Consider the following 25,994-nt stretch of genomic DNA (forward strand, 5'->3'; position numbering starts at 1 on the left):
AATATGTGTAAAAGTGGTCCTGCCAATAGTGTGATGTAGGGTTAATGACAACAAATGGTTAACCAAATGTTATTGGTCGGCAATGTGTTTGTGAGCAAAGATTATGGAAATGTGAACCAAGGGAGGGTTGGTTGCGGAATTGGTTGGGCCAATTTTGAAGGGAAGGAGAGCGGTAAGCCGGGTCAGCGTAGCGCCACCCGGCTAAAAATCAGAACTCAGTCTTGCTGAAGCCCGTCATCTCTTTCAGGCCCATTTCACGGCCCAGCTCGGTCATTGGGTGGACGACGATCAGGCCGCGCACGCTTTTCTTCAGCTTGCCCATGTCGGCCTGCTCTTTCTTGGTAATAGCGCGGCGGAAAGGCAGTTTAGAGAGCTTCTGGGCTTCTTTACTCAGCTTCTGCTCTTTTACGCCACGCAGGCGTTCGATTTCCGTTTCCAGCGTCGCTTTCTCTTTTTCCAGCTCGGCGTATTTCTCGGCGGCATCAACCAGGGAGAGGCTGGCCTGCTGGTGGCGGATCAGATCCAGGCGGTCGCTCAGGCGCTTAATTTCATTCTTTTCGACTTCTTTCATCACAAATAGCTCTAAAAACAGGGGAGATTACAGGGAAGGATACACCAATGTGCGCAGGCTTACTTCTGAAACGCTTTTTTTAAGCTGATTCGGGAAATCAGCTCAGTCAGGGAAAGAACCATCGTGGAGCGAACGATCTGCTGGTAACGCTGCTTCTGCATCGCGTACAGCTCCGGGTCGCTGGTATCAAAATGCGGCGTCGGGGGCAGGGCGGTCACGCAATGTAACTCGCCGAGCGGGCCGAGGATCTCGTCGTCGGTGAACGCATACTCGTTGCCATCGTGGTTCAGCTCTTCACGCAGCGCCATCAGCAGTTCGGCGTCTTCATACTCATGACGGCTGATAACGCCCAGGCCATAGATCAGTTTCAGACGCACGGATAAATCGCCCAAGGGGCCGTCACCGTCAAGCAACGGTTCAACTGCGTATTTCACCGCGTAGTCGTCTTTGCGAAAAACCTGAAGCACCAGGATATTCACCGCCTCGGTTAGCAACTCGACGGCGGATATCAGGAAACTTCGAACGGTTTTTCCAGTATTCAGACGCTCCAGCACACGGTTTTCAAAGGCCTGGGTTTGTTCCATTATTGCCTGCATATCTGACAATCTATATTCCGGGCGCAGGATGACCTGCGCCAGTTCCTGCATCATTTGGTTGCGTTATATACGTTAACCGCCTCCACAACCACATCGCTGTTGGCATCCAGACCGGATACCTGCGCCAGCGCGGCCTGTGGACCTTGCTCGTCAATCAGTTGCGCCAGCTCCTGCGCCTGCGGATCTTCTTCGCTGCGGTAGTGCATCGCGGCGGCAATGCCTTTGACCAGACTGGTGTGTGGCAGGTCATATTCCAGGGTGCCGAGCAGCGGCTTGATCAGACGATCGCCCGCACTCAGCTTGCGCAGCGGCTGACGGCCTACACGCTCAACGTCATCTTTCAGATACGGGTTTTCAAAACGACCGAGGATTTTCTGAATATATGCCGCGTGCTTATCGGCATCAAAACCGTAGCGTTTAATCAATACCGCGCCGCTCTCGTCCATTGCACCTTTTACCACGGCGCGAACGTTTTCATCGAGAATAGCGTCACGAATGGTCTGATGACCGGCTAACTTACCGAGGTAGGCGGTTATAGCATGCCCGGTGTTCAGCGTGAAGAGTTTACGTTCGACAAATGCCATCAGGTTATCAGTTAATTCCATGCCCGCGATCTCAGGCAGCGCGCCTTTGAACTGGGTTTTATCGACGATCCACTCACTGAAGGTTTCCACGGTCACTTCCAGCGGGTCATGGGTGGCCGACGCTGACGGCGGAACGATGCGGTCAACGGCAGAATCCACAAAGCCGACGTGCTCTTCAACCCAGGCTTTATCTTCATCAGCCACAGCCGCCATCACATGACCTTTCAGCTGGGTGGTGCCGCGCACCATGTTCTCACAGGCGATGATGTTCAGCGGGGCATCGTTACCCTGGGCCTTGCGTTTTGCCAGCCCTTTGGCGACGGACGGGGCGATACGCTCCAGCACCACCGGACCGACCGCGGTGGTCACCAGGTCAACGCTGGCAATCAGGTCGATAACATCGTCGCCAATGCTGCTGACCGCATTCACGCCGGTCACGGTTTCGACCTGTTCGTTTTCACCCACGACATGCACCTGATAGCTATGACGCGCATTCAGGGCGTCCAGTACCGTCTGATTCACATCCGCAAATGTCAGCGTAATGCCGGCGTCTGCCAGCAGTTTGCCGATAAAACCACGACCGATATTACCTGCGCCGAAATGTAATGCTTTCATCGTATTAACCTTCATCAATGTTGTTACCCGAGAGGGCTGGGGTGAGGAACCACGCGAATTTCCCCTCACCCTAGCCCTCTCCCCAACGGGGAGAGGGAAGGGAAAGACTTACTTGTTCAGCAGCGCCAGGACCTCTTCGACGCTGGTGGTGTTTGCCAGACGTTCGATCACGGTCTCATCGTCCAGCGCATTGGTCAGGCTGGTAATCACCTGGATGTGCTCGTTGTTGCGAGCCGCGATACCAATCACCAGACGGGCAATGTCATCTTCTTCTTCACCGAAGCGCACGCCTGCCGGGTACTGACAGAACACCACGCCAGTTTTCAGGACGCGATCTTTCGCTTCAACCGTACCGTGCGGCACCGCAATGGATTCGCCCAGGTAGGTTGGCGTCAGTTTTTCACGATCCAGCATCGCCTGAACATATTCTGGCTGTACGTAGCCGCCTTTTACCAGCTGCTCACCGGCAAAGCGAATCGCTTCTTCTTTATGGCTCGCGGTACGGCCAAGGAAGATGTTCTCCGCACCCAGACGGAACAGGTGACTGTTGCTCTCGTCGAAGCTGTCCTGCAGGCTGGTACGCACTTTGACTTCGTTATCTTCATGACGCTGTGCCGCAACCAGACGTTCGGTCAGATTGGTGTACAGGCCGCTGTCGAGGAAGTTGGTCAGCGAAATATGCTGCGCCTGCGGAACCTGGCGCATCGCACGCTCGGTCAGGTCGCGGTGGGTGATGACCAGGTCAACATCCGCCGGCAGGCTGTTAATAGCGCTGTTGGTAACGGAGATCTGCGACAGACCGGCATCCGCTACTTTCTTACGCAGTACGCCTGCACCCATGGCGCTGGAACCCATACCGGCATCACAGGCGACGATGATTTTACGCACGTGGCTCAGGTCGTTAGACACATCACCCGCAGCCAGCGGCGTTGCAGCAACACCTTTAGACTGAGATTTCATGTCCTGCATACGACGGGTAGCCGCTTCGATATCGTCTTCTTCTTTCACTTTGCTGGTTTTCAGCAGGATAGCCGACACCACGAAGGAGACCGCCATGGCCGCACAGATCGCTGCGATGTTAGCGAAGTAGGCACCTTTCGGGGTCATCGCCAGTACCGCCAGGATAGAACCTGGGGAAGCAGGGGAGACCAGACCACCGCCCAACACGCTCAGAGTGAACACGCCAGTCATACCGCCGAGGATAACGGCCAGGATCAGACGTGGGTTCATCAGCACGTACGGGAAGTAAATTTCGTGGATACCGCCGAGGAAGTGGATGATAGCCGCACCGCCAGCAGACTGCTTAGCGCTACCGCGACCAAAGAACATGTACGCCAGCAGAACACCCATACCCGGACCCGGGTTCGCTTCGATCAGGAAGAAGATGGATTTGCCGAGGTCGTGAGACTGCTGAATACCCAGCGGTGAGAAGATACCGTGGTTGATGGCGTTGTTGAGGAACAGGATTTTCGCCGGTTCAACAAAAATGGACGCCAGCGGCAGCATGTCGTGGGCAACCATGAAGTTAACGCCCGCTGCCAGCAGTTTGGAGAGCACTTCAACTGCCGGGCCAATGCCGAGGAACGCCAGAATAGCCAGGATCATCCCGATGATGCCGGCAGAGAAGTTGTTCACCAGCATTTCGAAGCCGGATTTGATTTTGCCATCAACCCAGACGTCGAACTTCTTAATGGCCCAGCCGCCCAGAGGACCGGCAATCATTGCGCCGAGGAACATTGGCATATCCGCACCGACGATAACGCCCATGGTGGTGATCGCACCGACCACGCCGCCACGGTCACCGCCCACCAGACGACCACCGGTATAACCGATGAGCAGCGGCAGCAGATAGGTGATCATTGGGCCAACAAGTTTCGCCAGCGTTTCGTTAGGCAACCACCCTGTCGGAATAAATAACGCAGTGATGATACCCCACGCGATAAACGCGCCGATATTTGGCATCACCATGTTGCTAAGGAATCGACCAAAGCTTTGTACTTTGATCTTGAAATCGGATGACATAAAACACCCCTTCTTCTGTTGATGCAGGCCTTAAGCCCGAGGTTTGTTGTTAATGTGGTGGCAGAGGTTGCCCAACCTGTTCTGTTGACGTGAAATTTGGCACTTAATGGTTTAACTGTCCAGACAGGCAAAATTTATGTGATCTGAATCACGTAAATGCAGGGGGTGCAGCCACGATTGAAGTGATGTGCGTCACAAAATTGAAGTGTAAAAAAAATACAACGACCGTTAAAACGGCAGTTTGACCCATAAAATGTGAATCAAATCACATTTTGTTGTCGTGAGTTTGTTTCTGTAGTGTGATCAAAACCACAAAATATTTTTATGCAGAATTCTCTGGATGTGATCAACTGCAACATCTGTTTCACCCATCAACGCCAGGATGTAAGTCAGCAACACGTATTGTCCAAAAAAGAGCATCAATATGTGGTATGGCAAAAAATGCCAGGCTAGTTTAAGCTCATTTTGTAAACAGAACGCTATTATTCTTCAGGCTATATTTTGACACGCTTATAAACTTGCATGGAGATATAAGGAAAAATCATATTTCCCGGCTCTGAAATAGTTAGTACATCTTCGTGTGCTTAATCATAAATTAATTTGGCTGCTTACCATTTAATTATTTTTATGCGTTTGCGATTTACTGAGTGAGGCAAATATGTTTCTCAACTATTTTGCGCTGGGTGTGTTGATTTTTGTCTTCCTGGTTCTTTTTTATGGAATCATCGCCATCCATGATATTCCTTACAATATTGCCAAAAAGCGCAACCATCCGCATGCCGATGCGATCCATACGGCGGGATGGATAAGCTTGTTTACGCTCCATGCTATCTGGCCGTTTCTGTGGATTTGGGCCACCCTCTACCAGCCAGAGCGTGGCTGGGGAATGCAGAACCACATTCAGCCGCCAGAACGCCATCCCGACGTTGATGCGCTTGCAAAGCGCGTCGCCGAGCTGGAACAAAAACTGGCTGCAGTGCCCCCCACTGCTGATAAGAACATGCTGGAGCACTAATCATGGATCTGTTGATCATTTTGACCTATGTCGCCTTTGCATGGACCATTTTTAAAATATTTCGCATTCCGGTAAACCAATGGACCTTAGCGACCGCGACGCTAGGCGGTGTGTTTATTGTGGCCGGGCTTATTTTATTAATGAACTATAACCACCCGTATACCTTTACGGCGCAGAAAGCGGTTATTTCTATTCCCATTACCCCGCAGGTCACAGGGGTGGTGAGTGAAGTGACGAATAAAAATAACCAGCTCATTAAAAAGGGCGAAGTATTATTTAAAATCGATCCGACCCGATATCAGGCACGTGTCGATCGTCTGAAGGCTGACCTGGTCACCGCGACGCACAATATAAAGGTGCTGAAAGCGCAACTTTCGGAAGCACAATCGAATACCACCCGCGTCTCTGCTGAGCGCGATCGTCTGTACAAAGACTATCAGCGTTATTTGAAAGGCAGCCAGGCGAAGGTGAATCCCTTCTCTGAGAGCGATATCGATAATGCGCGACAAAACTACCTGGCGCAGGACGCCATGGTGAAAGGCTCTGTCGCGGAACAAACCCAGATTCAGAGCCAGTTAGACAGCATGTCTAACGGTGAGCAGTCGCAGATTGCCTCGCTGCGCGCCCAGTTGACCGAAGCCACCTATAACCTGGATCAAACCGTTATCCGTGCACCCAGCAACGGCTATGTTACCCAGGTGCTGATTCGCCCGGGAACCTACGCGGCCTCTCTGCCGCTGCGCCCGGTGATGGTGTTTATCCCTGAGCAGAAACGCCAGATCGTGGCGCAGTTCCGCCAGAACTCATTACTGCGTCTGAAGCCTGGTGACGAGGCCGAAGTGGTGTTCAATGCCCTGCCAGGGCAGGTCTTCTCCGGTAAGCTCACCAGCATTCTGCCGGTCGTGCCGGGCGGCTCCTACCAGGCGCAGGGCGTTCTGCAATCTCTGACGGTGATCCCGGGCACCGATGGCGTGCTGGGCACCATCGAGCTGGATCCAAACGCCGACGTGGACGCGTTGCCTGACGGCATTTACGCCCAGGTTGCGGTTTATTCCGACCACTTCTCGCACGTGTCGGTAATGCGTAAAGTCCTGCTGCGGATGACCAGCTGGATGCACTACCTCTATCTCGACCATTAATCCCTTAAAGGCAGGCATGGGATACGCAGAGCCTGCCTTTTTTCTTTGCCTGGGCCATACTTATCCTTTTGTTGGCGAACAAGGAGCAGGCAATGAAACTCATCGGCAGTTATACCAGTCCTTTCGTGCGTAAAATCTCCATTCTCCTGCTGGAGAAAGGCATCACTTTTGAATTTGTGAATGAACAACCCTATCAGGCTGAAAACGGTGTCGCGCACTACAATCCGCTGGGCAAAGTCCCGGCGCTGGTGACCGATGACGGGGAGCACTGGTTCGACTCGCCCATCATTGCCAGCTATATCGAGTTGCTGGATATTGCCCCGGCGATGATCCCCCATGAGCCAAAAGCCGCGCTGGTTATCCGGCAAATCGAGGCGCTGGCGGACGGGATCATGGATGCCGCGCTGGCTTCAGTGCGCGAGCAGGCGCGCCCGGCGGCACAGCAGTCTGAGACCGAGCTGCTGCGTCAGCGCGAGAAAATCACCCGCAGTCTGGATCACTGTGAGGCGCTGATCCGTGAAGGAAAAATTGCCACCGACAGCGTTAACCTGGCGACCATCGCCATTGCCTGCGCTATCGGCTATCTCAATTTCCGTCGCGTCTCGCCGGGCTGGTGCGTTGATCGCCCGCTGCTGGTCAAACTGGCGGAAACCCTGTTCCAGCGTGAAAGCTTCGCCCGCACCGAACCGCCAAAGGCTTGATGTCGTCGATAACACTTCCTTGACGGACGCGGTACAATCGCCCTGACATTGACTCCCTCTCCCGTCGGGAGGGGGGAAGATACCCAACCGTCAGGCGCTTTCATGACTACTCAGCACGCTCTTTATAGCCAACTTCCCGCGACCGATCGTCTGCTTCGCGACGCCCGTCTTACCGCTGTTATTGCCCGGTTTGGCCACAGCCGAACGGTGGATACCTTACGCCTGTTGCAGGATGAAGCCCGCGCCGGGATCCGCGCAGACAACCGTCTGCCGGCCTGGTGTGATGACTGGGCGCAGGAGACCGAAAAACGGCTGGCAATGGCTGACGCTCCGGGTCTGCGGCCGGTGATAAACCTGACGGGCACGGTACTGCATACCAATCTGGGCCGCGCGCTGCTGGCTCAGGAGGCGGTAGAGGCGGTAACCCAGGCGATGCAGACGCCGGTTACCCTGGAGTACGATCTTGACGGCGCCGGGCGCGGCCATCGCGATCGGCCGCTGGCGGCGCTGCTGTGCCAGCTCACCGGTGCGGAAGATGCCTGCATTGTGAATAACAATGCCGCAGCGGTACTGCTGATGCTGGCCGCGACCGCCAGCGGTAAAGAGGTGGTGGTCTCCCGCGGCGAACTGGTGGAGATCGGCGGGGCGTTTCGCATTCCCGACGTGATGGCGCAGGCCGGGTGCCAGCTGCGGGAAGTGGGCACCACCAACCGCACCCACGACCGGGATTACGCGGCGGCGATCAACGACAATACCGCCCTGCTGATGAAGGTCCACACCAGTAATTACCAGATCGAAGGCTTTACCCATGCCGTTGACGAGGCCGGACTGGTACGCATCGGGCAGGAGAGGGGCGTGCCGGTCGTCGTCGATCTGGGCAGCGGTTCGCTGGTGGATCTCAGCCGCTATGGCCTGCCGAAAGAGCCGATGCCGCAGGCGTTAATTGCCGCCGGTGTCAGTCTGGTAAGCTTCTCGGGCGACAAACTGTTGGGTGGCCCGCAGGCCGGGATCATCGTCGGTAAACGCGACCTGATTGCCAGATTGCAACGGCACCCACTGAAACGCGCCCTGCGCGCGGATAAAATGACCCTCGCCGCGCTGGAGGCCACTTTACGCCTCTATCTCCACCCGGAGACGCTGGGTGAACGCTTACCGACGTTGCGCCTGTTGAGCCGCGACGCTGCCGCGATCCATCGTCAGGGGGAGCGCCTGCTGGCGCAGGTCGCGCCGCATTACCCTGATTTTGAGGTTCGCGTGGAAGAGTGCCTGTCACAGCCTGGCAGCGGTTCGCTGCCGGTGGACCGCCTTCCGGGAGCCGCCCTGACCTTCGCCCCACGCGACGGGCGCGGCGCGCAGCTGGAGGCGCTGGCGTTACGCTGGCGAGCCCTGCCCGTGCCGGTACTGGGTCGGATAAAGGACGGACGTTTGTGGCTGGATTTACGCTGTCTGGAAAATGAAGCACAGTTTCTGGAGATGTTGCTGAAATGATTATTGCCACCGCCGGTCATGTTGACCACGGCAAAACCACCCTGCTGCAGGCGATCACCGGCGTCAATGCCGACCGTCTGCCGGAAGAGAAAAAGCGCGGCATGACCATCGATCTGGGTTATGCCTACTGGCCGCAGCCAGATGGCCGGGTACTAGGGTTTATCGACGTCCCCGGGCACGAAAAGTTTTTGTCCAACATGCTGGCGGGTGTCGGCGGGATCGACCATGCCCTGCTGGTGGTGGCCTGTGATGACGGGGTGATGGCGCAGACGCGCGAGCACCTGCAAATCCTCCAGCTGACCGGCAACCCGCAGCTGACGGTAGCCCTGACCAAAGCCGATCGCGTTGACGACGACCGGGTAGAGGCGGTGCGCGAAGAGGTGCTTGCCACCCTGCAGGAGTATGGCTTTGCCGATGCGACGCTGTTTGTCACCGTTGCCACCGAGGGGCGAGGAGTAGATGCTCTGCGCGCCCATCTGCAACAGCTCCCGGCCCGCGCCCACGCGGAACACCATCGCTTCCGTCTGGCCATCGACCGCGCCTTTACCGTAAAAGGGGCCGGTCTGGTGGTCACCGGTACGGCGCTCTCGGGCGAAGTACGGGTGGGCGATAACTTGTGGCTGACCGGGGTTAACAAACCGGTGCGTATTCGTGGGCTGCATGCGCAAAACCAGCCTGTTGAGCAGGCCCATGCCGGGCAACGCATTGCCCTCAACCTGGTGGGCGACACGGAAAAAGCGGCGCTGAACCGCGGGGACTGGCTGCTGGCCGACGCGCCCCCGGAGCCGACCACGCGGGTGATCGTCACCCTGCAAGGCGATGTGCCGCTGGCGCAGTGGCAGCCGCTGCATATTCACCATGCCGCCAGCCACGTTACCGGCCGCGTTTCGCTGCTGGAAGGAACGCTGGCGGAGCTGGTCTTCGATTCTCCGCTGTGGCTGGCCGACAACGATCGGCTGGTGCTGCGCGATATTTCTGCCCGCATGACCCTGGCCGGGGCGCGGGTGGTGACCCTCAATCCGCCGCGTCGCGGGAAGCGTAAACCAGAATACCTTCAATGGCTGGCGATGCTGGCACCGGCAGAAGATGACCACGCCGCACTGCGGGTGCATCTGGAGCGCGGGGCGGTCAATCTGGATGCGTTCGGCTGGGCACGCCAGCTCAGCGGTGAGGGGCTGCGTCAGTTGACCCAACAGCCGGAGTTTATCCAGGCCGGTTCCAGCCTGTTAAACACCGCTGTCGCGGCGCGCTGGCAGCGTAAAATTCTGGAGGTGCTGACGACCTACCATCAGCAGCATCAGGATGAACCTGGCCCTGGACGGGAACGCCTGCGTCGTATGGCGCTGCCGATGGAGGACGAGGCCCTGGTTCTGCTGCTGATCGAGCAGATGCGCGAGAGCGGCGAGCTGCACAGCTACCACGGCTGGCTGCACCTGCCGGATCATAAAGCGGGCTTTACCCCGGCGCAGCAGGCCGTGTGGGAAAAAGCAGACGCCCTGTTTGGTGATGAACCCTGGTGGGTGCGCGACCTCGCCCGCGAAACCGCCACTGACGAGCAAACCATGCGTCAGGTGCTAAAACATGCGGCGCAGCAGGGGCTGATTACCGCCATCGTCAAAGACCGTTATTACCGTCACCATCGGATCGTCACCTTTGCCAACCTGATCCGCGAGCTGGATCGCGAGCGCGGCTCCACCTGCGCGGCGGATTTCCGCGACCGGCTGAACGTCGGGCGTAAGCTGGCGATCCAGATCCTCGAGTACTTCAACCGCATTGGCTTTACCCGCCGCCGCGGTAACGATCACCTTCTGCGGGATGCGCTACTCTTTGCCGACGAGACGCAGCAGCGTTAATCCTTTTTGCTGGCGAGCTTCTGTTTCGCCAGCCATACGGCGCCCAGTCTGCCCGCCTGGTTCCCTAACTGGCAGGGCAGGATGGGCACCTGCAACGCTTCCCACTCTTCAAAGGTTTGCAGGTGTTTATCGAGTAGCCGATAAATTTTCTCCTGCTCGCTGATACCGCCGCCGATCAGGACCACCTGCGGATCGAACATCGAGATGACGCTGTAGACCCCGCGGGCGAGGAACAACGCCCACTCTTCCACCGCTTCGCGCAGGTGCAGATCGTTCTCCATCAGCTCGAACAGCTCTTCGCCTTTCGGCATATCATCCCCGGAGACCCCCAGCGCCCGGCGGCAGGTCTCCATCAGCCCTTTGGCCGAGGCGACCTCATGCATCCCTTCGCCATGCTTACCGACCGGCATCACCCCGAACTCCCCGGCGCGATAGTGTGAGCCGCGATAGAGATCGCCCCCGAGTACGATCCCGCCGCCAATGCCGGTGCCAAGCGTCATGCAGACAAAATTCTCATACTCTCGTCCTGCGCCGCACCAGCGTTCGCCGAGGGCAGCGCAGCTGGCGTCATTATCGGCCACCAGCGGCAGGTCGGTCAGCTCTGCGAAGAGGTCGTACAGGTTGACGTTATCCAGATACTCCAGCGCGCCAGCCTTCGCCGCTTCGCCGGTATGGGTATTGATGTGGCCGGGGATGCTCACCCCGATCGCGGCAATCTCGTGTTCGTTCTGGTAGGCCTCGACCACCTCGCGCCATTGCTGCTTAAAGCTCTCTTCATCCTCCGGCGTATCAAACTGATCGGTGGTGAGTTCGTTTCCGTCCTCGTCGATCACGCCGTGTTTAATGTGGGTTCCGCCCACGTCGAAGCCGATAAAAAGCCGCATTTAACCTTCCCTCTGCCAGTGTTGTGCGCTTTAAGTATGGCTCAGGGCGGAAAACCAAACGTAAAGTAAGGTAATGCGTGAAGAGGCTCGCAAAGCAAGCGATGGCTGGCGAAAAAAACACCGCCGCGGTCTACCTTTGAAGGACACTTCACGCAAGGAGATAGTCATGACGAATAACCCTCCCTCAGCACGTATCCTGCCCGGCGAATATGGTTTCCCCCTTAAACTGAAAGCCCGTTATGACAACTTTATCGGCGGCGACTGGGTTCCTCCGGTCGACGGCGATTATTACCAGAACCTCACCCCGGTCACCGGCCAGCCGCTGTGCGAAATCGCCAGCTCCGGCAAGCGCGATATCGATCTGGCGCTGGATGCTGCCCACAAGATAAAAGAGAAATGGGCGCACACCTCGGTGCAGGATCGCGCCGCGATCCTGTTCAAGATTGCCGATCGCATGGAGCAGAACCTGGAGCTGCTGGCCACGGCTGAGACCTGGGACAACGGCAAACCGATCCGTGAAACCATGGCCGCCGACGTGCCGCTGGCGATTGACCACTTCCGCTATTTCGCCTCCTGTATTCGTGCCCAGGAGGGCGGGATTAGCGAGGTGGATAAAGACACTGTTGCCTATCACTTCCATGAGCCGCTGGGCGTGGTCGGGCAGATCATTCCGTGGAACTTCCCCCTGCTGATGGCGGCCTGGAAAATGGCCCCCGCGCTCGCCGCCGGGAACTGCGTGGTACTGAAACCGGCGCGCTTAACGCCACTGTCGATACTGCTGCTGATGGAAGTGGTGGGCGACCTGCTCCCGCCGGGGGTGGTGAACGTGGTCAACGGCGCCGGGGGCGAAATTGGTGAGTATCTGGCGACCTCCAAAAAGATCGCCAAAGTGGCCTTTACTGGCTCCACCGAAGTGGGCCAGCAGATCATGCAGTACGCCACCCAGAACATCATTCCGGTGACGCTGGAGCTGGGCGGGAAATCCCCGAACATCTTCTTCGCCGACGTGATGGATGAAGAGGATGCCTTTTTTGATAAGGCGCTGGAAGGGTTTGCGCTTTTCGCCTTCAACCAGGGCGAAGTCTGCACCTGCCCAAGCCGGGCGCTGGTGCAGGAGTCGATCTACGAGCGCTTTATGGAGCGCGCCATCCGCCGCGTAGAGGCGATCCGCAGCGGCAACCCGCTGGACAGCGTCACCCAGATGGGTGCCCAGGTATCACACGGGCAGCTTGAGACCATCCTCAACTACATTGATATCGGTAAGAATGAAGGCGCTGAGATCTTAACCGGCGGGCGGCGTAAGCAGCTGGATGGCGAGCTGAAAGAGGGTTACTACCTGGAGCCAACCATTCTATCCGGCAAAAACAACATGCGCGTCTTCCAGGAGGAGATCTTCGGCCCGGTGCTGGCGGTGACCACCTTCAAAACCATGGAGGAGGCGCTGGAGCTGGCCAACGACTCGCAGTATGGCCTGGGAGCGGGGGTCTGGAGCCGTAACGGCAATCTGGCGTATCAGATGGGACGCGGGATCCAGGCCGGACGCGTGTGGACCAACTGTTATCACGCTTACCCGGCCCATGCCGCGTTTGGTGGATATAAGCAGTCGGGCATTGGCCGTGAAACTCACAAGATGATGCTGGAACATTACCAGCAGACCAAATGCCTGCTGGTCAGCTACTCCGATAAGCCATTGGGCCTGTTCTAACCTTTGAGAGCAGACCGCCCCCGGGGGGTCTGCTCAATCTGTTTACGCAGCGTATTCAATACCCCATCCAGAACAAACTGCACCCGCCACGGCTGATAGTCACGTTTACGGAAGATAGCCACCAGATCCAGCCACCACTCCTCCTGCTGAATGAAACAGGGCACCATTGACCCCTCTTCTATCTCCCGTGTCAGGCTCTCTTTTGGCGCAAAGACGATCCCCAGATGGTTGCGGGCCAACTCCAGCGCCGTCTGGGTGTTGTCGCAAATATAATTGCCCGAAACTTTATAATCGAGAACCTGCTCGCTATTATTCACGCGAAAACGCCAGATATTAGCGTCATCAATTATCATTGAGTCGATAAGAATGCAGGAGTGATTAATAAGGTCGTCGGGTTTGCTAATAGGGTGTTTTTTTATATATTCCGGGGTAGCGAAAGCGGTAAGAGAATATTTGGTTAAGGTGGTGGCGACCAGGTTTTCATCTTTGGGTTGGGCATAGGTAATTAAAATGTCGCAATCGTCGGGAAAGGTCACCCCTTCGAAAAATTCATTCCTGTCGAGGTTATAAGTTTTCAGGCTAATACGGATATCGCCAATATCCTTGATCTCATGAATCACCTGGCGGGCAAGGTAAGACATGATCCCCGATGGCCCATAGATAGTGACCTTGCCGCGTTTTTCGTGCTTATAATCAGCAATGAAATTAATCAGTTGCTCATTTTTTTTCAGCGATGCCTCGATGAAAGGCAGTAATGATTCACCGAACTGGGTCAGCGCCAGGTGGCGGGTGGTACGCTCAAAAACCTTCAGCCCGACGCGGGTTTCGAAATCAGCAAGATATTTACTGACGTTGGCCTGGGCCATCCCTAATAACGCGGCAGCATCACCAATACTGTGGGTCGCGGCAATAACGGAAATGATTTTTAATTCTCGTGGCTTGATTTGCATTTTGTTCATTGCCTGACGCCCATCTATATGAATTTATATATAATATTATACAAATAACGGCATTGCATCGCCATTTTTGTAACCATTATTATGCGCCGCGTCGTATGACATTTAATGGATTGCAAACAATGAAGTTTAAAAAGAATTTCCTCATCGCGGCCGCTTTATTTACGGCAACGTCCGCAATGGCCGATGACTTTTCAATTGGCGCTGGCGCATTTTTTAATGAATCACCCTATAAAGGCTATAACGAGAACGTCTCCGCAGTCCCGTTCATGAGCTACGAAGGCCAGTACGTCTACGTGCGCCAGACCACCGGCGGCTGGATCGTCTGGAAAGATGCCAAAAACGAACTGAGCCTGACCGCCTCCTGGATGCCGCTGCACTTCGACCCGGACGATAACGACGACCATGGGATGAAGCAGCTGGATGAGCGTAAAGCCTCTGTGATGCTGGGCGGAGCCTACTACCGCCACGAAAGCTGGGGGAGCCTGAAGTTTGCCCTGGCCGCCGATGCGATGGACGAAAGCGGTGGGGCGATGGGCGAGATGACTTACTTCCGTCCGATCCGCATGGAGCGCCTGACCCTGACGCCGTCGGTGGGCGTCTTCTTCCACGACGAAAGCTTCAATGATTACTACTACGGCGTCTCAGAAAAAGAGTCCCGCCGCAGCGCTCTGCAGTCTTATACCGCGGGCGACACGGTCACCCCGTATATCGGCCTGGCGGCGAAATACCGGCTGACGCAGAACCTCTATTTGAACGCCAGCGCAGTCTATACCGTACTGCCTGACGACGTGAAAAACAGCCCGATGATCGACCGTGACGACAGCTTTATGCTGATGACCGGTCTCTCCTGGAAATTTTAACAGGCCAAAAATCTGCCCTCAGGGATGAAGGCAGCCTCAATTGATCCGGGTGGCGCTGCCCATACCTGACCTGTTTCCCGGGCTGGGTATGTGCAGCGTCGTCCGGCTTTAATTTGCCTCATCTATCCAGATGCGCATTTCCCCTTCGCCGCGGTTCGCCCAGCTAAACCACGGAATAAAGGTCAGCGTCTGCGCCTGCTGCGTGGTCGGGGCGCGATCGTACTGCCACAGCGGCTGGTGCTCCGCGTTCGCGGTGTGGCGGGTGTAACCCTGGGTCTGGAGCAGCACCTTGTGGGCAAAAATCCCTTTGCCTTCCAGGAGCTTAAATTTGCTGTCGGCGGGCAGGATCAGGTTATGCAGCCCGGCACCGTTATCGGCCTCTTCGAGACAGTAGACCAGCGGCCCGCGCTGAATCGCCACTTTCCCGGCCTGCTGGCGCACCTGCGGATTGCCGTATACCCGGCGTACCGGCATCGGCAGGGTTAACTGCAGCCTGTCGCCCTCCTGCCAGCGGCGGGTCAGGTAGAGATACCCCGCGCGCACCTCCCCGGTAACGACTTCGCCATTCAGCGTCAGCTGCGGATTGTCGCACCAGTCCGGCAGACGCAGGGCCAGGGTGTGGTCGATCGCCACCGGCGACGTGATGTCGATAGTGACCTGCTCCTGCCACGGGTAGTTGCCGCTGATCCGCACCTGCAATTCTTTGTCGCCTACCGGGAAGGCCATGCTGTTGCCGATGTAGAGGTTAATAAACAGCGCATCTTCACGGACGGTATAGAGGTAGTGACCGATGGAGGTCAGCACGCGGGCAATATTCGGCGGGCAGCAGGCGCAGCCGAACCAGCGCTGGCGAACCGGCTTCACGTGATCGTAGATATGGTTAAACGTCAGCGATTTCGGATGCACCTCCAGCGGGTTAACGTAGAAGAAGTGCTTCCCGTCCAGCGCCATGCCGCCCAGAACGGTGTTGTACAGCGCCCGCTCCATCACATCGGCGTACTGGCTGTTGGCCTCCATCTCCAGCATCCGCCGGGCAAACATCATCAGGCCGATGGAGGCACAGCTTTCGGCATAGACGGTGTCGTTGGGCAGATCGTAATCGCTGCTGAAGGCTTCGCCGCTGCTCTGGGATCCGATCCCGCCGGTAATGTACAGCTGGCGCTGCGCCATATTGTTCCACAGGCGCAGGCAGTCCTGACGTTTGCCTTCGTCCTGGCTCAGGCGCGCCAGATGCGCCACACCGGTCATCAGATAGACGAAGCGCACCGCATGACCAATCGCCATGGGCTGTTCGGCCAGCGGCTGATGCGCCTGGCTGTAGGCTTTGTCCTGCACCATCCACGCCGGACCGTAGGTGTTCCAGTACGAGGTTTTACCGCGCTTTTCATATTCGATGTCGTAGAAGTGCGGCTGGGTGCCGCGTTCCTCGACAAAATATTTCACCAGCGCCAGATAGCGCGGCTCCTGGGTGACATCGAACAGGCGCATCAGGGCCAGCTCGATCTCGGGATGGCCGGGATAGCCATGTAACTGCTGCTCGCCTGGGCCAAACACGCTGTCGATATGGTCGGCCAGCTTGCAGACCACCTCCAGCAGACGGCGTTTGCCGGTGCCCTGGAAATACGCCACGCCCGCTTCAATCATGTGCCCGGCGCAGTACAGCTCATGGCATTCGGCCAGGTTCGTCCAGCGTTCGTCGGGGGCTTTTACCGTGAAATAGGTGTTCAGGTAGCCATCGTCGCACTGCGCGGCGGCCACCAGTTCGATCACCTCGTCGGCGGTTTTTTCCAGTTCGGCGTCGGGTTTCTGGCACAGCGACCAGGCCACGGCCTCCAGCCATTTGGCTACGTCGCTATCCTGAAAGACCATCCCGTAAAACTCTCCGCTCTGCTGGCCTGCCGCAATGCGGAAGTTGGCGATCGCATGGCTCGGTTCGGCCTCGGTGATGCGATCGTTCAGGGCGTCCCACTGGTAGGGAATAACCACATCGCGCACCAGCTGTTGATACTGGCCCAAAAACGGGTCGCTGATTTTCAGTTTGTGCAGGTCGGGTTCCATTATGGACATCATGTTCTCCTCAGGCGTGAGCGTGACGCTGGCGCAGGTCGGTGGCAATGCGCGCCATCATCGGGTTATTGAGTCGGCACTTGCGGATCGCCAGTGCCAGCAGCAGGTGGAAAAGGGCAGGTAGCAGGGTTTCCATGGTGGTGATGCCCTGCAGCGAGGCGGCTGTCTGGTTGCCCGCCCCCGGCTGATAGGCGACAAAAATGAACACCAGGCTGATGATCCCGGCGCTTGAGGCCCAGGCCAGCTTGATGAAAAACAGGTTAAAGGCGAAGTTCATCCCGGAAGAGCGCACGCCGGTTTTCCACTCGCCGTAGTCGTCGGCAAAGGCCATTAACGCGAAGTGCAGCGGCAGGGTAAAGCCGAGGATCACCCCGTTCGCCAGGATAACGATCAGCCACAGGGTCTGGTGCGCCGGGCCGCCGGGCAGGAACCACATTCCCGCCGCCAGTACCGCCAGCACCAGGTTGGTGTAGTAGTAGAGTTTGACGGTATCGCTGCGGCGCGACAGCAGGTTGACGATCACCGCCCCGAGAATGGCGGCAAAGGTCACCATGGTGAAGAACAGCGAGGTATAGGCGGTGCTGCCTTCCAGCACGTAGGTGATGAAATACATGTAGCCGCCGCCACGGATGTTAAAGACGTTAATCAGCAGGAAGGACATCACCAGCATCAGCAGCAGTTGGTCGTTTTTGCGCAGACCGGCAAGGTGCTCCTTGAGGGTGAACTTGCCCATCAGCGCCAGCGGCACACGCTCGCGCACCCAGAAGAAGCAGCACAGGAACATCACTACCGCAATGGCGCACAGCACTCCCACGCCGAGCTGATACCCCTGCGCCACATTGCCCTGGCCGAGTGCCGAAACCAGCCAAGGCAGGCCGACCGAGACCAGAAAACCGGCTACACCGCACAGTACAAAGCGCCAGGACTGACAGGAGAGCACCTCGCTGTGGCGGGTGGTCATGGTGTTGATGAGCGCGCAGTAAGGCACGTTGATGGCGGTATACCCCACCGAGAGCAGCAGGTAGGTGCCGAATGCCCAGGCGATTTTGACCCCCATCCCGGCATCCGGCACGGTGAAGGTCAGGACGCCAATAATACCAATGGGGACGGCGACCCACAGCTGCCACGGGCGAAAGCGTCCCCAGCGGCTTTGGGTACGGTCGGCAATAATCCCCATCACCGGATCGGAGATGGCGTCAAAAATGCGCAGGGCGATAAACAGCGTGCCGACCAGCGCCGGGGTTAAGCCAAATACATCGGTATAGAAAAAGGTAAGAAAATTCATGATCAGACAGGTGATTACCGTCCCGCCCGCATCACCCAGGCCGTAGCCGATTTTTTCTCGCACCGAGAGGCGATCGTTGATGGCCTGTTGGGCAATCTCTGTCTGTGTAATCGGAGTGGAAGTCATGAGGTAACTCCTCGGGTTATCGGATTTTTTATGTTGTTTTGTCAGGTACCCGATTAATTTTGCACTGTTCCCTGGTGCCAACAAGGGAAGAGAAAAGTATAAAAAGGTGAGGATTCCGACCTTGTTCTCAAAATGTGATTCAGATCGGGCGATTAACAATTAACCGTTAATAATCAAGAGTAAATCGGCAATAAATGTCCATAAATAGCGGGAAAATGAATAGCGATGCTCGAATTATCCATAACACTTCCGATTAAAGTGCAGAACGGGGGATTCTTTATCTCCCGGGGCGTGGGGCGGCACCCGGCGCGTAAGCTCGACTCCTGGGAAATCATCTTTGTCGAAAAGGGGACATTAACGATCCAGGAGGAGGGGACCGTTTTCGAGGTCAATGCCGGGGAGAGTTTACTGCTCTGGCCGCATCGTCGGCATAAAGGAGTGGAGGATTTCCCCGCCAATTTACGCTTTTACTGGCTGCATTTTGAGGTCGAGGAGCAGAGTTCCTCTTCCGCCTGGAGCACCCTGTTGTCAGTACAGCAGCACGGCAAAACCGGCGATCCGCAGGCGATGATTGCGCTGTTCCGGCAATTTATGACCGAGCAGGAGAAGCTTCAGCGCAGCCTGGCGCTGGAATTTATTCTGCTGCTGATCCTGCAACAGCTTTCCCTGGCCGCCGGGCAAGAACTGCCGCCGGATGAGGCGGGGGTGAACCTGGCGTGGAAGGCCCGGCAGCTGATCCGCACCCAGTTTCATCTGCCGCTCTCCACCTCATCGTTGGCCAGAGAGCTGCACTGCAACGCGGATTACCTGGGGCGGGTGTTTCGCCGTGTGTTCCATTTGACCCTGACCGAGGCCATTCACCGCCAGCGCGTCAGGGCCGCCGAAAAGCTCTTACTCAACGATGCCGTATCGTTGAAAGAAGTGGCGACACGTTGCGGTTTTAACGACGTGGGTTACTTCCGGCAGATCTTTCGTAAGCACACCGGGTTAACGCCCGCCGTCTGGAAACGACGCTATTGTAAGGAGCATATTAATTCCGGCTGAGTTCTGGGGCAGATGGCCAGTTTTTACGGCAGAGCGCACAAATCAGGTCTTTTACCCTGTCTGATCAAAGCGCTCGTGTCGGGCACTCTGGCAACCTGACTTTTTGAGTCAGGATGGAGCAGGCGATGAATCCCTTTATTATGGCGGACCCGGCGAAATGTATTGGCTGTCGCACCTGCGAAGTGGCCTGCGTGGTGTCGCATCAGGAAGATCAGAATTGTGCGGCCGTTACGCCTGGCAACTTTACTTCGCGTATCCGGGTGGTGAAGGGCGGCACGTTTACCACGGCGGTCACCTGTCACCAGTGCGAGGATGCGCCCTGCGCCAACGTCTGCCCGACCCAGGCTATTCAGCGGCTGGCGGGTGTCTGGCTGGTAGATCAGGCGCGTTGTATCGGCTGTAAAAGCTGCATGCTGGCCTGTCCGTTCGGGGCGATGCAGGTGACCGGCAGTGCTGAACAGGTTCAGGCGCTGAAATGTGACCGCTGCGCGCACCGTAAAGAGGGGCCGGCCTGTGTCGCGGCCTGCCCAACCTACGCGTTACGCTGCGTCGATCCCGCCAGATTACGCGCCGAACGGCTGCGCTTTCTGGCGTAAAACGTCAGAGACCGTTTTCCTGCCAGGCAAGCTCGACCTCTTCCGCCAGAATTTTCACTCCGGCTTCGATTTTTTCCGGATCCGGGACATAGTTCATGCGCATGCACTGGTGAGTGTGCGGCCAGGGTTTATCCAGCCCCGGGAAGAAGTAATCTCCCGGCACCATCAATACCCCACGTTTTTTCAGGCGCTGATACAGCAGTTCAGTGGTGATCGGCAGATCTTTAAACCACAGCCAGAGGAAAATCGCCCCTTCAGGTTTGTGGATCAGGCAGCGATCTTCCGGTAAATAGCGGCGGATGGTGGCGATCGTCTCTTGTACGCGCTGATAGTAAAACGGCTTAATCACTTCATTGGACAGGCGCAGCAGATCGTTGCGCTTAATCATCTCGCACATCATTGCCGGGCCAATCCCACCCGGAGACAGGCTGATAATGCCGTTCATATTGGTGATGGCGGTGATGATTTTCTCATTGGCGATGATGATCCCGCAGCGACTGCCCGGCAGCCCCAGTTTGGACAGGCTCATGCACAGAACAATGTTCGGGTTCCACAGCGGGCGCGCTTCGCTGAAGATGATGCCCGGGAAGGGCACGCCATAGGCGTTATCAATCACCAGCGGAATGCCGTGCTGGTTAGCCAGCACATCCAGCTTCATCAGCTCTTCGTCAGTGATCACGTTCCCGGTTGGGTTGGTCGGACGCGAGACGCAGATCATCCCCGTCTCTTCACCAATATGCAGATGCTCAAAATCGACGTGATATTTGAACTGGCCTTCCGGTAGCAGCTCAATGTTAGGGCGCGCGGAGACGAAAAGGTCGTCCTCAAGGCCGGAGTCGGCATAACCGATGTATTCCGGCGTCAGCGGGAAGAGCACTTTTTTAGTGGTGCCGTCGGCACGTCGGCCCGCGAAGAGGTTAAATAAGTAGAAAAACGCGCTCTGGCTGCCGTTTGTCAGTGCAATATTCTGTGGTTCAATCTCCCAGCCGAGGGTGTCGCGCAGCATCTCCGCCAGTGCGGCAAGCAGCTCGGTTTTCCCTTGTGGGCCGTCATAATTGCACAGCGCATCAGTGGCTTTGCCATTTTCCAGCATGTCAGCGAGGAGCGTCTGAAAATAGGCGTTCATCTCTGGAATTTGTGCCGGGTTACCGCCGCCGAGCATGATGGCGCCCGGTGTGCGCAGCCCGTCGTTGAGATCCTCCATCAGGCGGGTAATGCCTGAATGGCGGGTGAATTTGTCGCCGAAAAGTGAAAAAGTCATAGCAGGTGTTCTGTCGAGCCTATTCTAAGTGTGGCTCACCATAACCCTACAACTGCCTGGGTGCAAATCAGCGTGGAAACGGAGAAGTGCGGTTTTGTGTTATCAGTTTGCCATCAGGCAGCGAATAATCCTGTGCTTCACTGCCCGCCGGGCTGCGTCATCCCGACAAAACGCTTTCCACGATCGGCCCCCTCTCCCGTGAGGAAGAGGGGACACAGGTAGACGCTAGCGATTACCCGCCCAGACCACCATCACTTTGTCGCCCTGATGTTCACGCACAAAGCCGTAGCCCTGAGGCATCGTCAGCGTGGTTTGCGTGCCTTCCCCTACCGCCGGATGGCGGGCGCGGAACTGTCCGAGCCGCTGCCAGTGGGCAACGGTCGCCGCCTGTGAACCGCTGATATCCTGCCAGTTCATGTCGGAGCGCGTCCCCTGTAGCGGATCGGAGCCGGTTGGGCCAAAGGGCCGCGCGGATTCATCGCCATAAAATATCTGTACGCTGCCCGGAGCCAGTAACAGCAGCTCTGCCGCACGTTGATCGCCCTCGCGGAACAGGCGGGTATCGTGGGAGGAGAGATAGCTCAGGACGTTAAAGCCCTGCAGCTTTTCCGCCATCTGCTGCCAGGTGAGGTCGATGTCGGCCAGGCACTCCACCGCTTTCGCCGCCTGCTCCTGGTAATCAAAATTGATCATCGCATCGAAGCCATGACGATAGTAATCGCTCTGCATCACCCCGTGCCCCCAGGATTCGCCGGTCATCCAGAAAGGCGCATCGTCGAGTTTTTTCTCCGGGTTGGCCTGCTTCCAGGCTGCCAGCGCGGCGCTGGCCTGGTCTTTTAGTTGTTTCCAGCCGGCCAGCTCAACATGCTTGGCGGTATCAACGCGGAAACCGTCGATCCCGTAATCCCGCACCCACTGGCTCAGCCAGTGGGTGAGATAATCCCGGGGCGTGTAGCCATCAACGAGTTGTGCCCCTGTGTCGGGTTTATGGCGATAGAAATTCGGCAAGCCCGACGGAGTGGTGGATTCGGTTTTCAGATCCGGCAGGAAGGCCAGCGACATGGTCAGATCGTCGAAACCGGGGTTGTCGTAATCGCCAATATCGGTGCGTATCCACTTTTTGCCCCACCAGTTTTCCCATGCGGCTTTATCGCTGAAATTAATGTAGTCGTTAAAGCTGTGCCAGCTCTGCCCGGCGGCCGGCTTCCAGTCGGTCCAGCGGTCGCCCAGGGTTTTCTTCAGCTCATCACCCTGCAGATAGAGGGTGCCGAACTGGTACTCCTGCATGTCTGCCAGGGTCGCGTAACCGGTGTGATTCATCACCACGTCAAACAGGATGCGGATCCCCCGGCGATGGGCTTCGTCCACCAGATGGCGTAAATCGTCTTCTGTACCCATGTTGGCATCAAGCCGGGTCCAGTCCTGGGTGTAGTAGCCGTGATAGGCATAATGGGGGAAGTCACCCTTGGTGCCGCCGCCGACCCAACCGTGGATCTGCTCCAGCGGCGAGCTGATCCACAGGGCGTTAACGCCGAGCTGTTGCAGGTAATCCAGTTTGCTGGTGAGGCCTTTGAGGTCGCCGCCGTGGAAGGTGCCGATCTCCTGCATACCATCTTTATGGCGTCCGTAGCTGTTGTCGTTGCCCGGATCGCCATTCACAAACCGGTCGGTCAGGACAAAATAGACGGTGGCGTTTTGCCAGCTGAACGGGGCGGGTTTATCCGTCTCTGCACGCTCCAGTAACAGCAGACCATTGCTGCCCGGCGCGGGTTGCAGGGTAATTTTGCCCTGTTGCACGGTGGCGGTCTGTTTGCTGTAAAAATCACGGACCACGCTCCCTTCCGGGAAGGTGCTGCTGACGTCGAGCGTTAAGGGATTGCCGTCCCATTTCGGACACTGGCGTACCACGCGGGTCACCGCCTTTTCGCTCTCGCTGGCGACGGTCAGCATCAGTGTGGGTGTGCCGGAGCGGGTATCAATCCGCGCCTGATAATCGCCATCGCGAAACAGGCGCCACTGCACCGGATCGCCTTCACAAGGCTTGAGTGACATCATCTCATTGAGTTTTATCGCCTTTGTGGGCTGCCAGCACGCCTTGTCAAAACTCAATGTCAGCGGGCGGGTACCCTTCGTCAGCTTTGCCTGTGCCGTGAATACCCCCGAACCTTCGGCGGTAAAGGCTGGAAAACCCGGCGCTGACCAGTCGGCGCTGGCCATGGCAGGCAAGAGAAGAAGAGCGAGAGCGGAACGTTTCATACCGGTTTCCTGTCACAGCATTTTGTTCAGTTTGCCATCTATTGTAGAGGGCTAACTCATCCCCTGGCGCTATCGCGCAGGGAGGAGCGATGAGGGTGAGTGATCTCACGCTTATCTGGCTGTTTAACTGCGATATTGAGCACGTTTTGGTGAAAATGATGCTTAAGCGAGCGATTTCCAGGTGACAGGGTTTCGGATTTAGACTATTTCTTTGAATGCTCTTCTCGTCTATTTTTGCTAGGATCTGAGATTCGCCTCTCATTTTACGAAAAAAATAAGGTGTTGGAATGTTTCTATCCGACCAGGAGACCTAATGATATCGACTCCCATTCGACGATATGGGGCCGCGATACTCATGTTACTCACCATGGCTATTTCTGGTGAGGTGCTTGCGAAGACGCACACAGATACAACGAGTAAGAAGGCCCACGTCATAAAGACGACAAGTAGTAAGGTTAGCAGTAAACAAGAGTATTCTCGCAATAGTGCAAAGAGTAGTTCACTTCCTGATTTGCGAAAATACCCTTCCGGGACACCAAGGAAAAAAGCGTTTCTCCGGACGGTAATGCCTTACATTACAAGTCAAAATGCCGCGATTACTGCGGATCGTAACTGGTTGATCTCCAAACAGTACGATAGCCGCTGGTCGCCATCCGAACGCACGCGTCTGAAAGAAATTTCAAAACGCTATAAAGTGAGCTGGAACGGAAACACGCGCCGTGTGCCGTGGAACGCTCTGTTAGAGCGCGTAGATATTATTCCAGGCAGCATGGTCGCAACTATGGCAGCCGCCGAAAGTGGCTGGGGTACCTCGAAACTGGCCCGCAGTAATAACAATCTCTTCGGCATGAAATGTGCGAAAGGGCGTTGTAATAATGCCCCGGGCAAAGTGAAAGGCTACTCACAATTTGAATCGGTAAAAGATTCCGTGAATGCGTATGTTGTGAACCTGAACACGCATCCGGCTTATAAATCTTTCCGTAAGTCGCGCGCGCAATTGCGTAAAGCAGACCAGGAAGTGACGGCAAGCACCATGATCCATAAGCTGAAAGGTTACTCAACTCAGGGACAACGCTATAACAATTATCTGTTTGCGATGTACCAGGATAACCAGCGCTTAATCGCCGCCCATATGTAATAGTAAAAAAAGGCCTTCCTTACGGAAGGCCTTTTTTATTTAAACCAATACTTCACTGTAGCGATCGCGATACTCTTTCGGCGTGGTGTCATACTCTTTTTTAAATACCGAATAGAAATACTGCAGCGACGGATAACCGCACATCTGTGAAATCTCGTGAATGGAAAGCGAGGTTGAAATCAGCAGGCTGCGGGCTTTCTCCAGCTTTTCAGCGTGAATAACCGCATGGATCGTCTCGCCCACCTCTTCCTTAAAACGCTTCTCCAGATTTGAACGCGAAATCCCTACTGCATCCAACACCTGATCCACTTTAATGCCTTTGCAGGCGTGGTTACGAATGTAGTGCATCGCCTGAATCACTGCCGGATCGTTCAGGGAGCGGTAGTCGGTTGAGCGCCGCTCCACAACGCGTACCGGCGGCACCAGCAGGCGCTGCAGGGGCAAGTTTTCGTTGTCCAAAAGACGGTGTAGCAGCTTGGCGGCCTGATAACCCATCTGACGGGTTCCCTGTGCCACCGACGACAGCGCCACCCGTGACAGGTAGCGCGTCAGCTCTTCATTATCGATACCAATAACGCACAGCTTTTCCGGCACCGGAATGTGCAGATGTTCGCAAACCTGGAGCACATGCCGGGCGCGGGCATCGGTCACGGCGATAATGCCGGTTTGCGGCGGCAGAGTTTGCAGCCAGTCGGCGAGACGGTTCTGGGCGTGCTGCCAGTTTTCCGGTGCGGTTTCCAGGCCCTGGTAAACCACGCCGCGATATTTCTCCTTTGCCACCAGCTGGCAGAAGGCATATTCACGTTCCGCCGCCCAGCCTTTGCCGCTGGAAACGGGCAGGCCATAAAAGGCGAAGCGGTGCACGCCTTTCTCTTTCAGATGGAGAAACGCGCTCTGCACCAGAGCGTGATTGTCGGTCGCGATATAGTGAACGGGAGGGTAATTTTCCGGCTTGTGGTAGGAGCCGCCGACGCCGACGATGGGAACGTCGACATCGACCAGCAACTGCTGGATAACGGCATCATCAAAATCTGCGATAACGCCATCGCCCAGCCAGTCTTTGATGTTGTCAGTCCGCGTGCGGAAATCTTCTTCAATGAAGATATCCCATTCGGACTGCGACGCCTGCAAGTATTCACCCACACCTTCTACAACCTGGCGGTCATAGGCTTTATTGGCATTGAATAACAACGTAATGCGGTGACGCTTCTCAAACATGGCGCTCTTCT

General features: G+C 56.4%; 21 protein-coding genes. 10 read left to right on the forward strand and 11 right to left on the reverse strand.

The window, feature by feature from the left end; all coding sequences use genetic code 11:
* Nucleotides 1-208: 208 nt before the first annotated feature.
* The 4 genes from ACF8PE_RS09700 to ACF8PE_RS09715 all read right to left on the reverse strand — a co-directional run bounded on the left by ACF8PE_RS09700 (nt 209) and on the right by ACF8PE_RS09715 (nt 4,388).
* Nucleotides 209-571: a YibL family ribosome-associated protein gene (locus ACF8PE_RS09700; protein WP_032615759.1), complete on the reverse strand. Its 363-nt coding sequence runs from the start codon at nt 569-571 to the stop codon at nt 209-211.
* A gap of 59 nt (nt 572-630) precedes the next feature.
* The gene (gene mtlR, locus ACF8PE_RS09705; protein ID WP_032615761.1) at nt 631-1,221 is read right to left on the reverse strand and encodes a mannitol operon repressor MtlR; all 591 of its coding nucleotides are present in this window, start codon (nt 1,219-1,221) and stop codon (nt 631-633) included.
* On the reverse strand, nt 1,218-2,366 hold the full coding sequence (gene mtlD, locus ACF8PE_RS09710) for a mannitol-1-phosphate 5-dehydrogenase (RefSeq protein ID WP_032615763.1): 1,149 nt from the start codon (nt 2,364-2,366) through the stop codon (nt 1,218-1,220). Before mtlD ends, mtlR begins: the two co-directional genes overlap by 4 nt.
* Nucleotides 2,367-2,474: 108 nt before the next feature.
* Nucleotides 2,475-4,388 (reverse strand): PTS mannitol transporter subunit IICBA, encoded by a 1,914-nt coding sequence (locus tag ACF8PE_RS09715; RefSeq protein WP_032615765.1) that lies wholly within the window; start codon nt 4,386-4,388, stop codon nt 2,475-2,477.
* A gap of 658 nt (nt 4,389-5,046) precedes the next feature.
* On the opposite strand from ACF8PE_RS09715, the gene ACF8PE_RS09720 reads away from it, so the two are divergent.
* From ACF8PE_RS09720 to selB, 5 genes are all read left to right on the forward strand, one after another.
* On the forward strand, nt 5,047-5,403 hold the full coding sequence (locus ACF8PE_RS09720) for a DUF3302 domain-containing protein (protein WP_144839415.1): 357 nt from the start codon (nt 5,047-5,049) through the stop codon (nt 5,401-5,403).
* A gap of 2 nt (nt 5,404-5,405) precedes the next feature.
* A complete protein-coding gene (locus ACF8PE_RS09725) occupies nt 5,406-6,542 on the forward strand; it encodes an HlyD family secretion protein (RefSeq protein ID WP_130588010.1) in 1,137 nt (378 codons plus the stop codon).
* 92 nt (nt 6,543-6,634) lie between these two features.
* The gene (locus tag ACF8PE_RS09730) at nt 6,635-7,243 is read left to right on the forward strand and encodes a glutathione S-transferase (RefSeq protein ID WP_032615771.1); all 609 of its coding nucleotides are present in this window, start codon (nt 6,635-6,637) and stop codon (nt 7,241-7,243) included.
* A 102-nt stretch (nt 7,244-7,345) separates the two neighbouring features.
* Nucleotides 7,346-8,731: an L-seryl-tRNA(Sec) selenium transferase gene (selA, locus tag ACF8PE_RS09735; protein WP_059308996.1), complete on the forward strand. Its 1,386-nt coding sequence runs from the start codon at nt 7,346-7,348 to the stop codon at nt 8,729-8,731.
* Nucleotides 8,728-10,584 carry a selenocysteine-specific translation elongation factor gene (gene selB, locus ACF8PE_RS09740; protein WP_392494805.1) on the forward strand — a complete coding sequence of 619 codons (1,857 nt, stop codon included), beginning with the start codon at nt 8,728-8,730 and terminating at the stop codon, nt 10,582-10,584. Before selA ends, selB begins: the two co-directional genes overlap by 4 nt.
* Here selB and ACF8PE_RS09745 read toward each other — a convergent pair.
* Nucleotides 10,581-11,468 carry an ROK family protein gene (locus ACF8PE_RS09745; protein WP_059308994.1) on the reverse strand — a complete coding sequence of 296 codons (888 nt, stop codon included), beginning with the start codon at nt 11,466-11,468 and terminating at the stop codon, nt 10,581-10,583. The two genes, selB and ACF8PE_RS09745, sit on opposite strands and share 4 nt — an antisense overlap.
* A gap of 166 nt (nt 11,469-11,634) precedes the next feature.
* Here ACF8PE_RS09745 and aldB point away from each other — a divergent pair, with 166 nt between their 5' ends.
* Nucleotides 11,635-13,173, forward strand: a complete 1,539-nt coding sequence (aldB, locus tag ACF8PE_RS09750; protein ID WP_032615779.1) for an aldehyde dehydrogenase AldB — start codon at nt 11,635-11,637, stop codon at nt 13,171-13,173.
* Here the strand turns inward: aldB and ACF8PE_RS09755 are convergent.
* Nucleotides 13,170-14,132 carry a LysR family transcriptional regulator gene (locus ACF8PE_RS09755; RefSeq protein ID WP_191153257.1) on the reverse strand — a complete coding sequence of 321 codons (963 nt, stop codon included), beginning with the start codon at nt 14,130-14,132 and terminating at the stop codon, nt 13,170-13,172. The genes aldB and ACF8PE_RS09755 overlap by 4 nt on opposite strands.
* Before the next feature lie 119 nt (nt 14,133-14,251).
* On the opposite strand from ACF8PE_RS09755, the gene ACF8PE_RS09760 reads away from it, so the two are divergent.
* Entirely contained in the window at nt 14,252-14,992 is a 741-nt protein-coding gene (locus tag ACF8PE_RS09760; RefSeq protein ID WP_103793353.1) for a MipA/OmpV family protein, read from the forward strand.
* Between the two features lie 108 nt (nt 14,993-15,100).
* Here the strand turns inward: ACF8PE_RS09760 and ACF8PE_RS09765 are convergent, their stop codons facing one another.
* Complete coding sequence (locus ACF8PE_RS09765) at nt 15,101-17,059, reverse strand: glycoside hydrolase family 127 protein (protein WP_392494806.1); 1,959 nt, start codon at nt 17,057-17,059, stop codon at nt 15,101-15,103.
* Between the two features lie 10 nt (nt 17,060-17,069).
* The gene (locus tag ACF8PE_RS09770) at nt 17,070-18,470 is read right to left on the reverse strand and encodes an MFS transporter (protein ID WP_032615784.1); all 1,401 of its coding nucleotides are present in this window, start codon (nt 18,468-18,470) and stop codon (nt 17,070-17,072) included.
* A gap of 225 nt (nt 18,471-18,695) precedes the next feature.
* On the opposite strand from ACF8PE_RS09770, the gene ACF8PE_RS09775 reads away from it, so the two are divergent.
* Both ACF8PE_RS09775 and ACF8PE_RS09780 read left to right on the forward strand, forming a co-directional pair.
* On the forward strand, nt 18,696-19,514 hold the full coding sequence (locus ACF8PE_RS09775) for a helix-turn-helix domain-containing protein (RefSeq protein ID WP_151583428.1): 819 nt from the start codon (nt 18,696-18,698) through the stop codon (nt 19,512-19,514).
* Nucleotides 19,515-19,639: 125 nt separating this feature from the next.
* Complete coding sequence (locus ACF8PE_RS09780) at nt 19,640-20,110, forward strand: 4Fe-4S binding protein (protein ID WP_151583429.1); 471 nt, start codon at nt 19,640-19,642, stop codon at nt 20,108-20,110.
* A gap of 4 nt (nt 20,111-20,114) precedes the next feature.
* Here ACF8PE_RS09780 and avtA read toward each other — a convergent pair whose 3' ends face one another.
* Both avtA and ACF8PE_RS09790 read right to left on the reverse strand, forming a co-directional pair.
* Complete coding sequence (gene avtA / locus ACF8PE_RS09785) at nt 20,115-21,371, reverse strand: valine--pyruvate transaminase (RefSeq protein WP_059308989.1); 1,257 nt, start codon at nt 21,369-21,371, stop codon at nt 20,115-20,117.
* A 225-nt stretch (nt 21,372-21,596) separates the two neighbouring features.
* Complete coding sequence (locus tag ACF8PE_RS09790) at nt 21,597-23,627, reverse strand: alpha-amylase (protein ID WP_392494807.1); 2,031 nt, start codon at nt 23,625-23,627, stop codon at nt 21,597-21,599.
* Between the two features lie 313 nt (nt 23,628-23,940).
* Here ACF8PE_RS09790 and ACF8PE_RS09795 point away from each other — a divergent pair, with 313 nt between their 5' ends.
* On the forward strand, nt 23,941-24,765 hold the full coding sequence (locus ACF8PE_RS09795) for a protein bax (RefSeq protein WP_032615794.1): 825 nt from the start codon (nt 23,941-23,943) through the stop codon (nt 24,763-24,765).
* A gap of 39 nt (nt 24,766-24,804) precedes the next feature.
* On the opposite strand, the gene xylR is transcribed toward ACF8PE_RS09795, so the two are convergent.
* Nucleotides 24,805-25,983 (reverse strand): D-xylose utilization transcriptional activator XylR, encoded by a 1,179-nt coding sequence (gene xylR / locus ACF8PE_RS09800; protein ID WP_032615796.1) that lies wholly within the window; start codon nt 25,981-25,983, stop codon nt 24,805-24,807.
* Between the last annotated feature and the right edge of the window lie 11 nt (nt 25,984-25,994).

It is taken from the genome of Leclercia sp. GLN_9, from assembly GCF_043105735.1.
Classification (GTDB): Bacteria; Pseudomonadota; Gammaproteobacteria; order Enterobacterales; family Enterobacteriaceae; genus Enterobacter; species Enterobacter adecarboxylatus.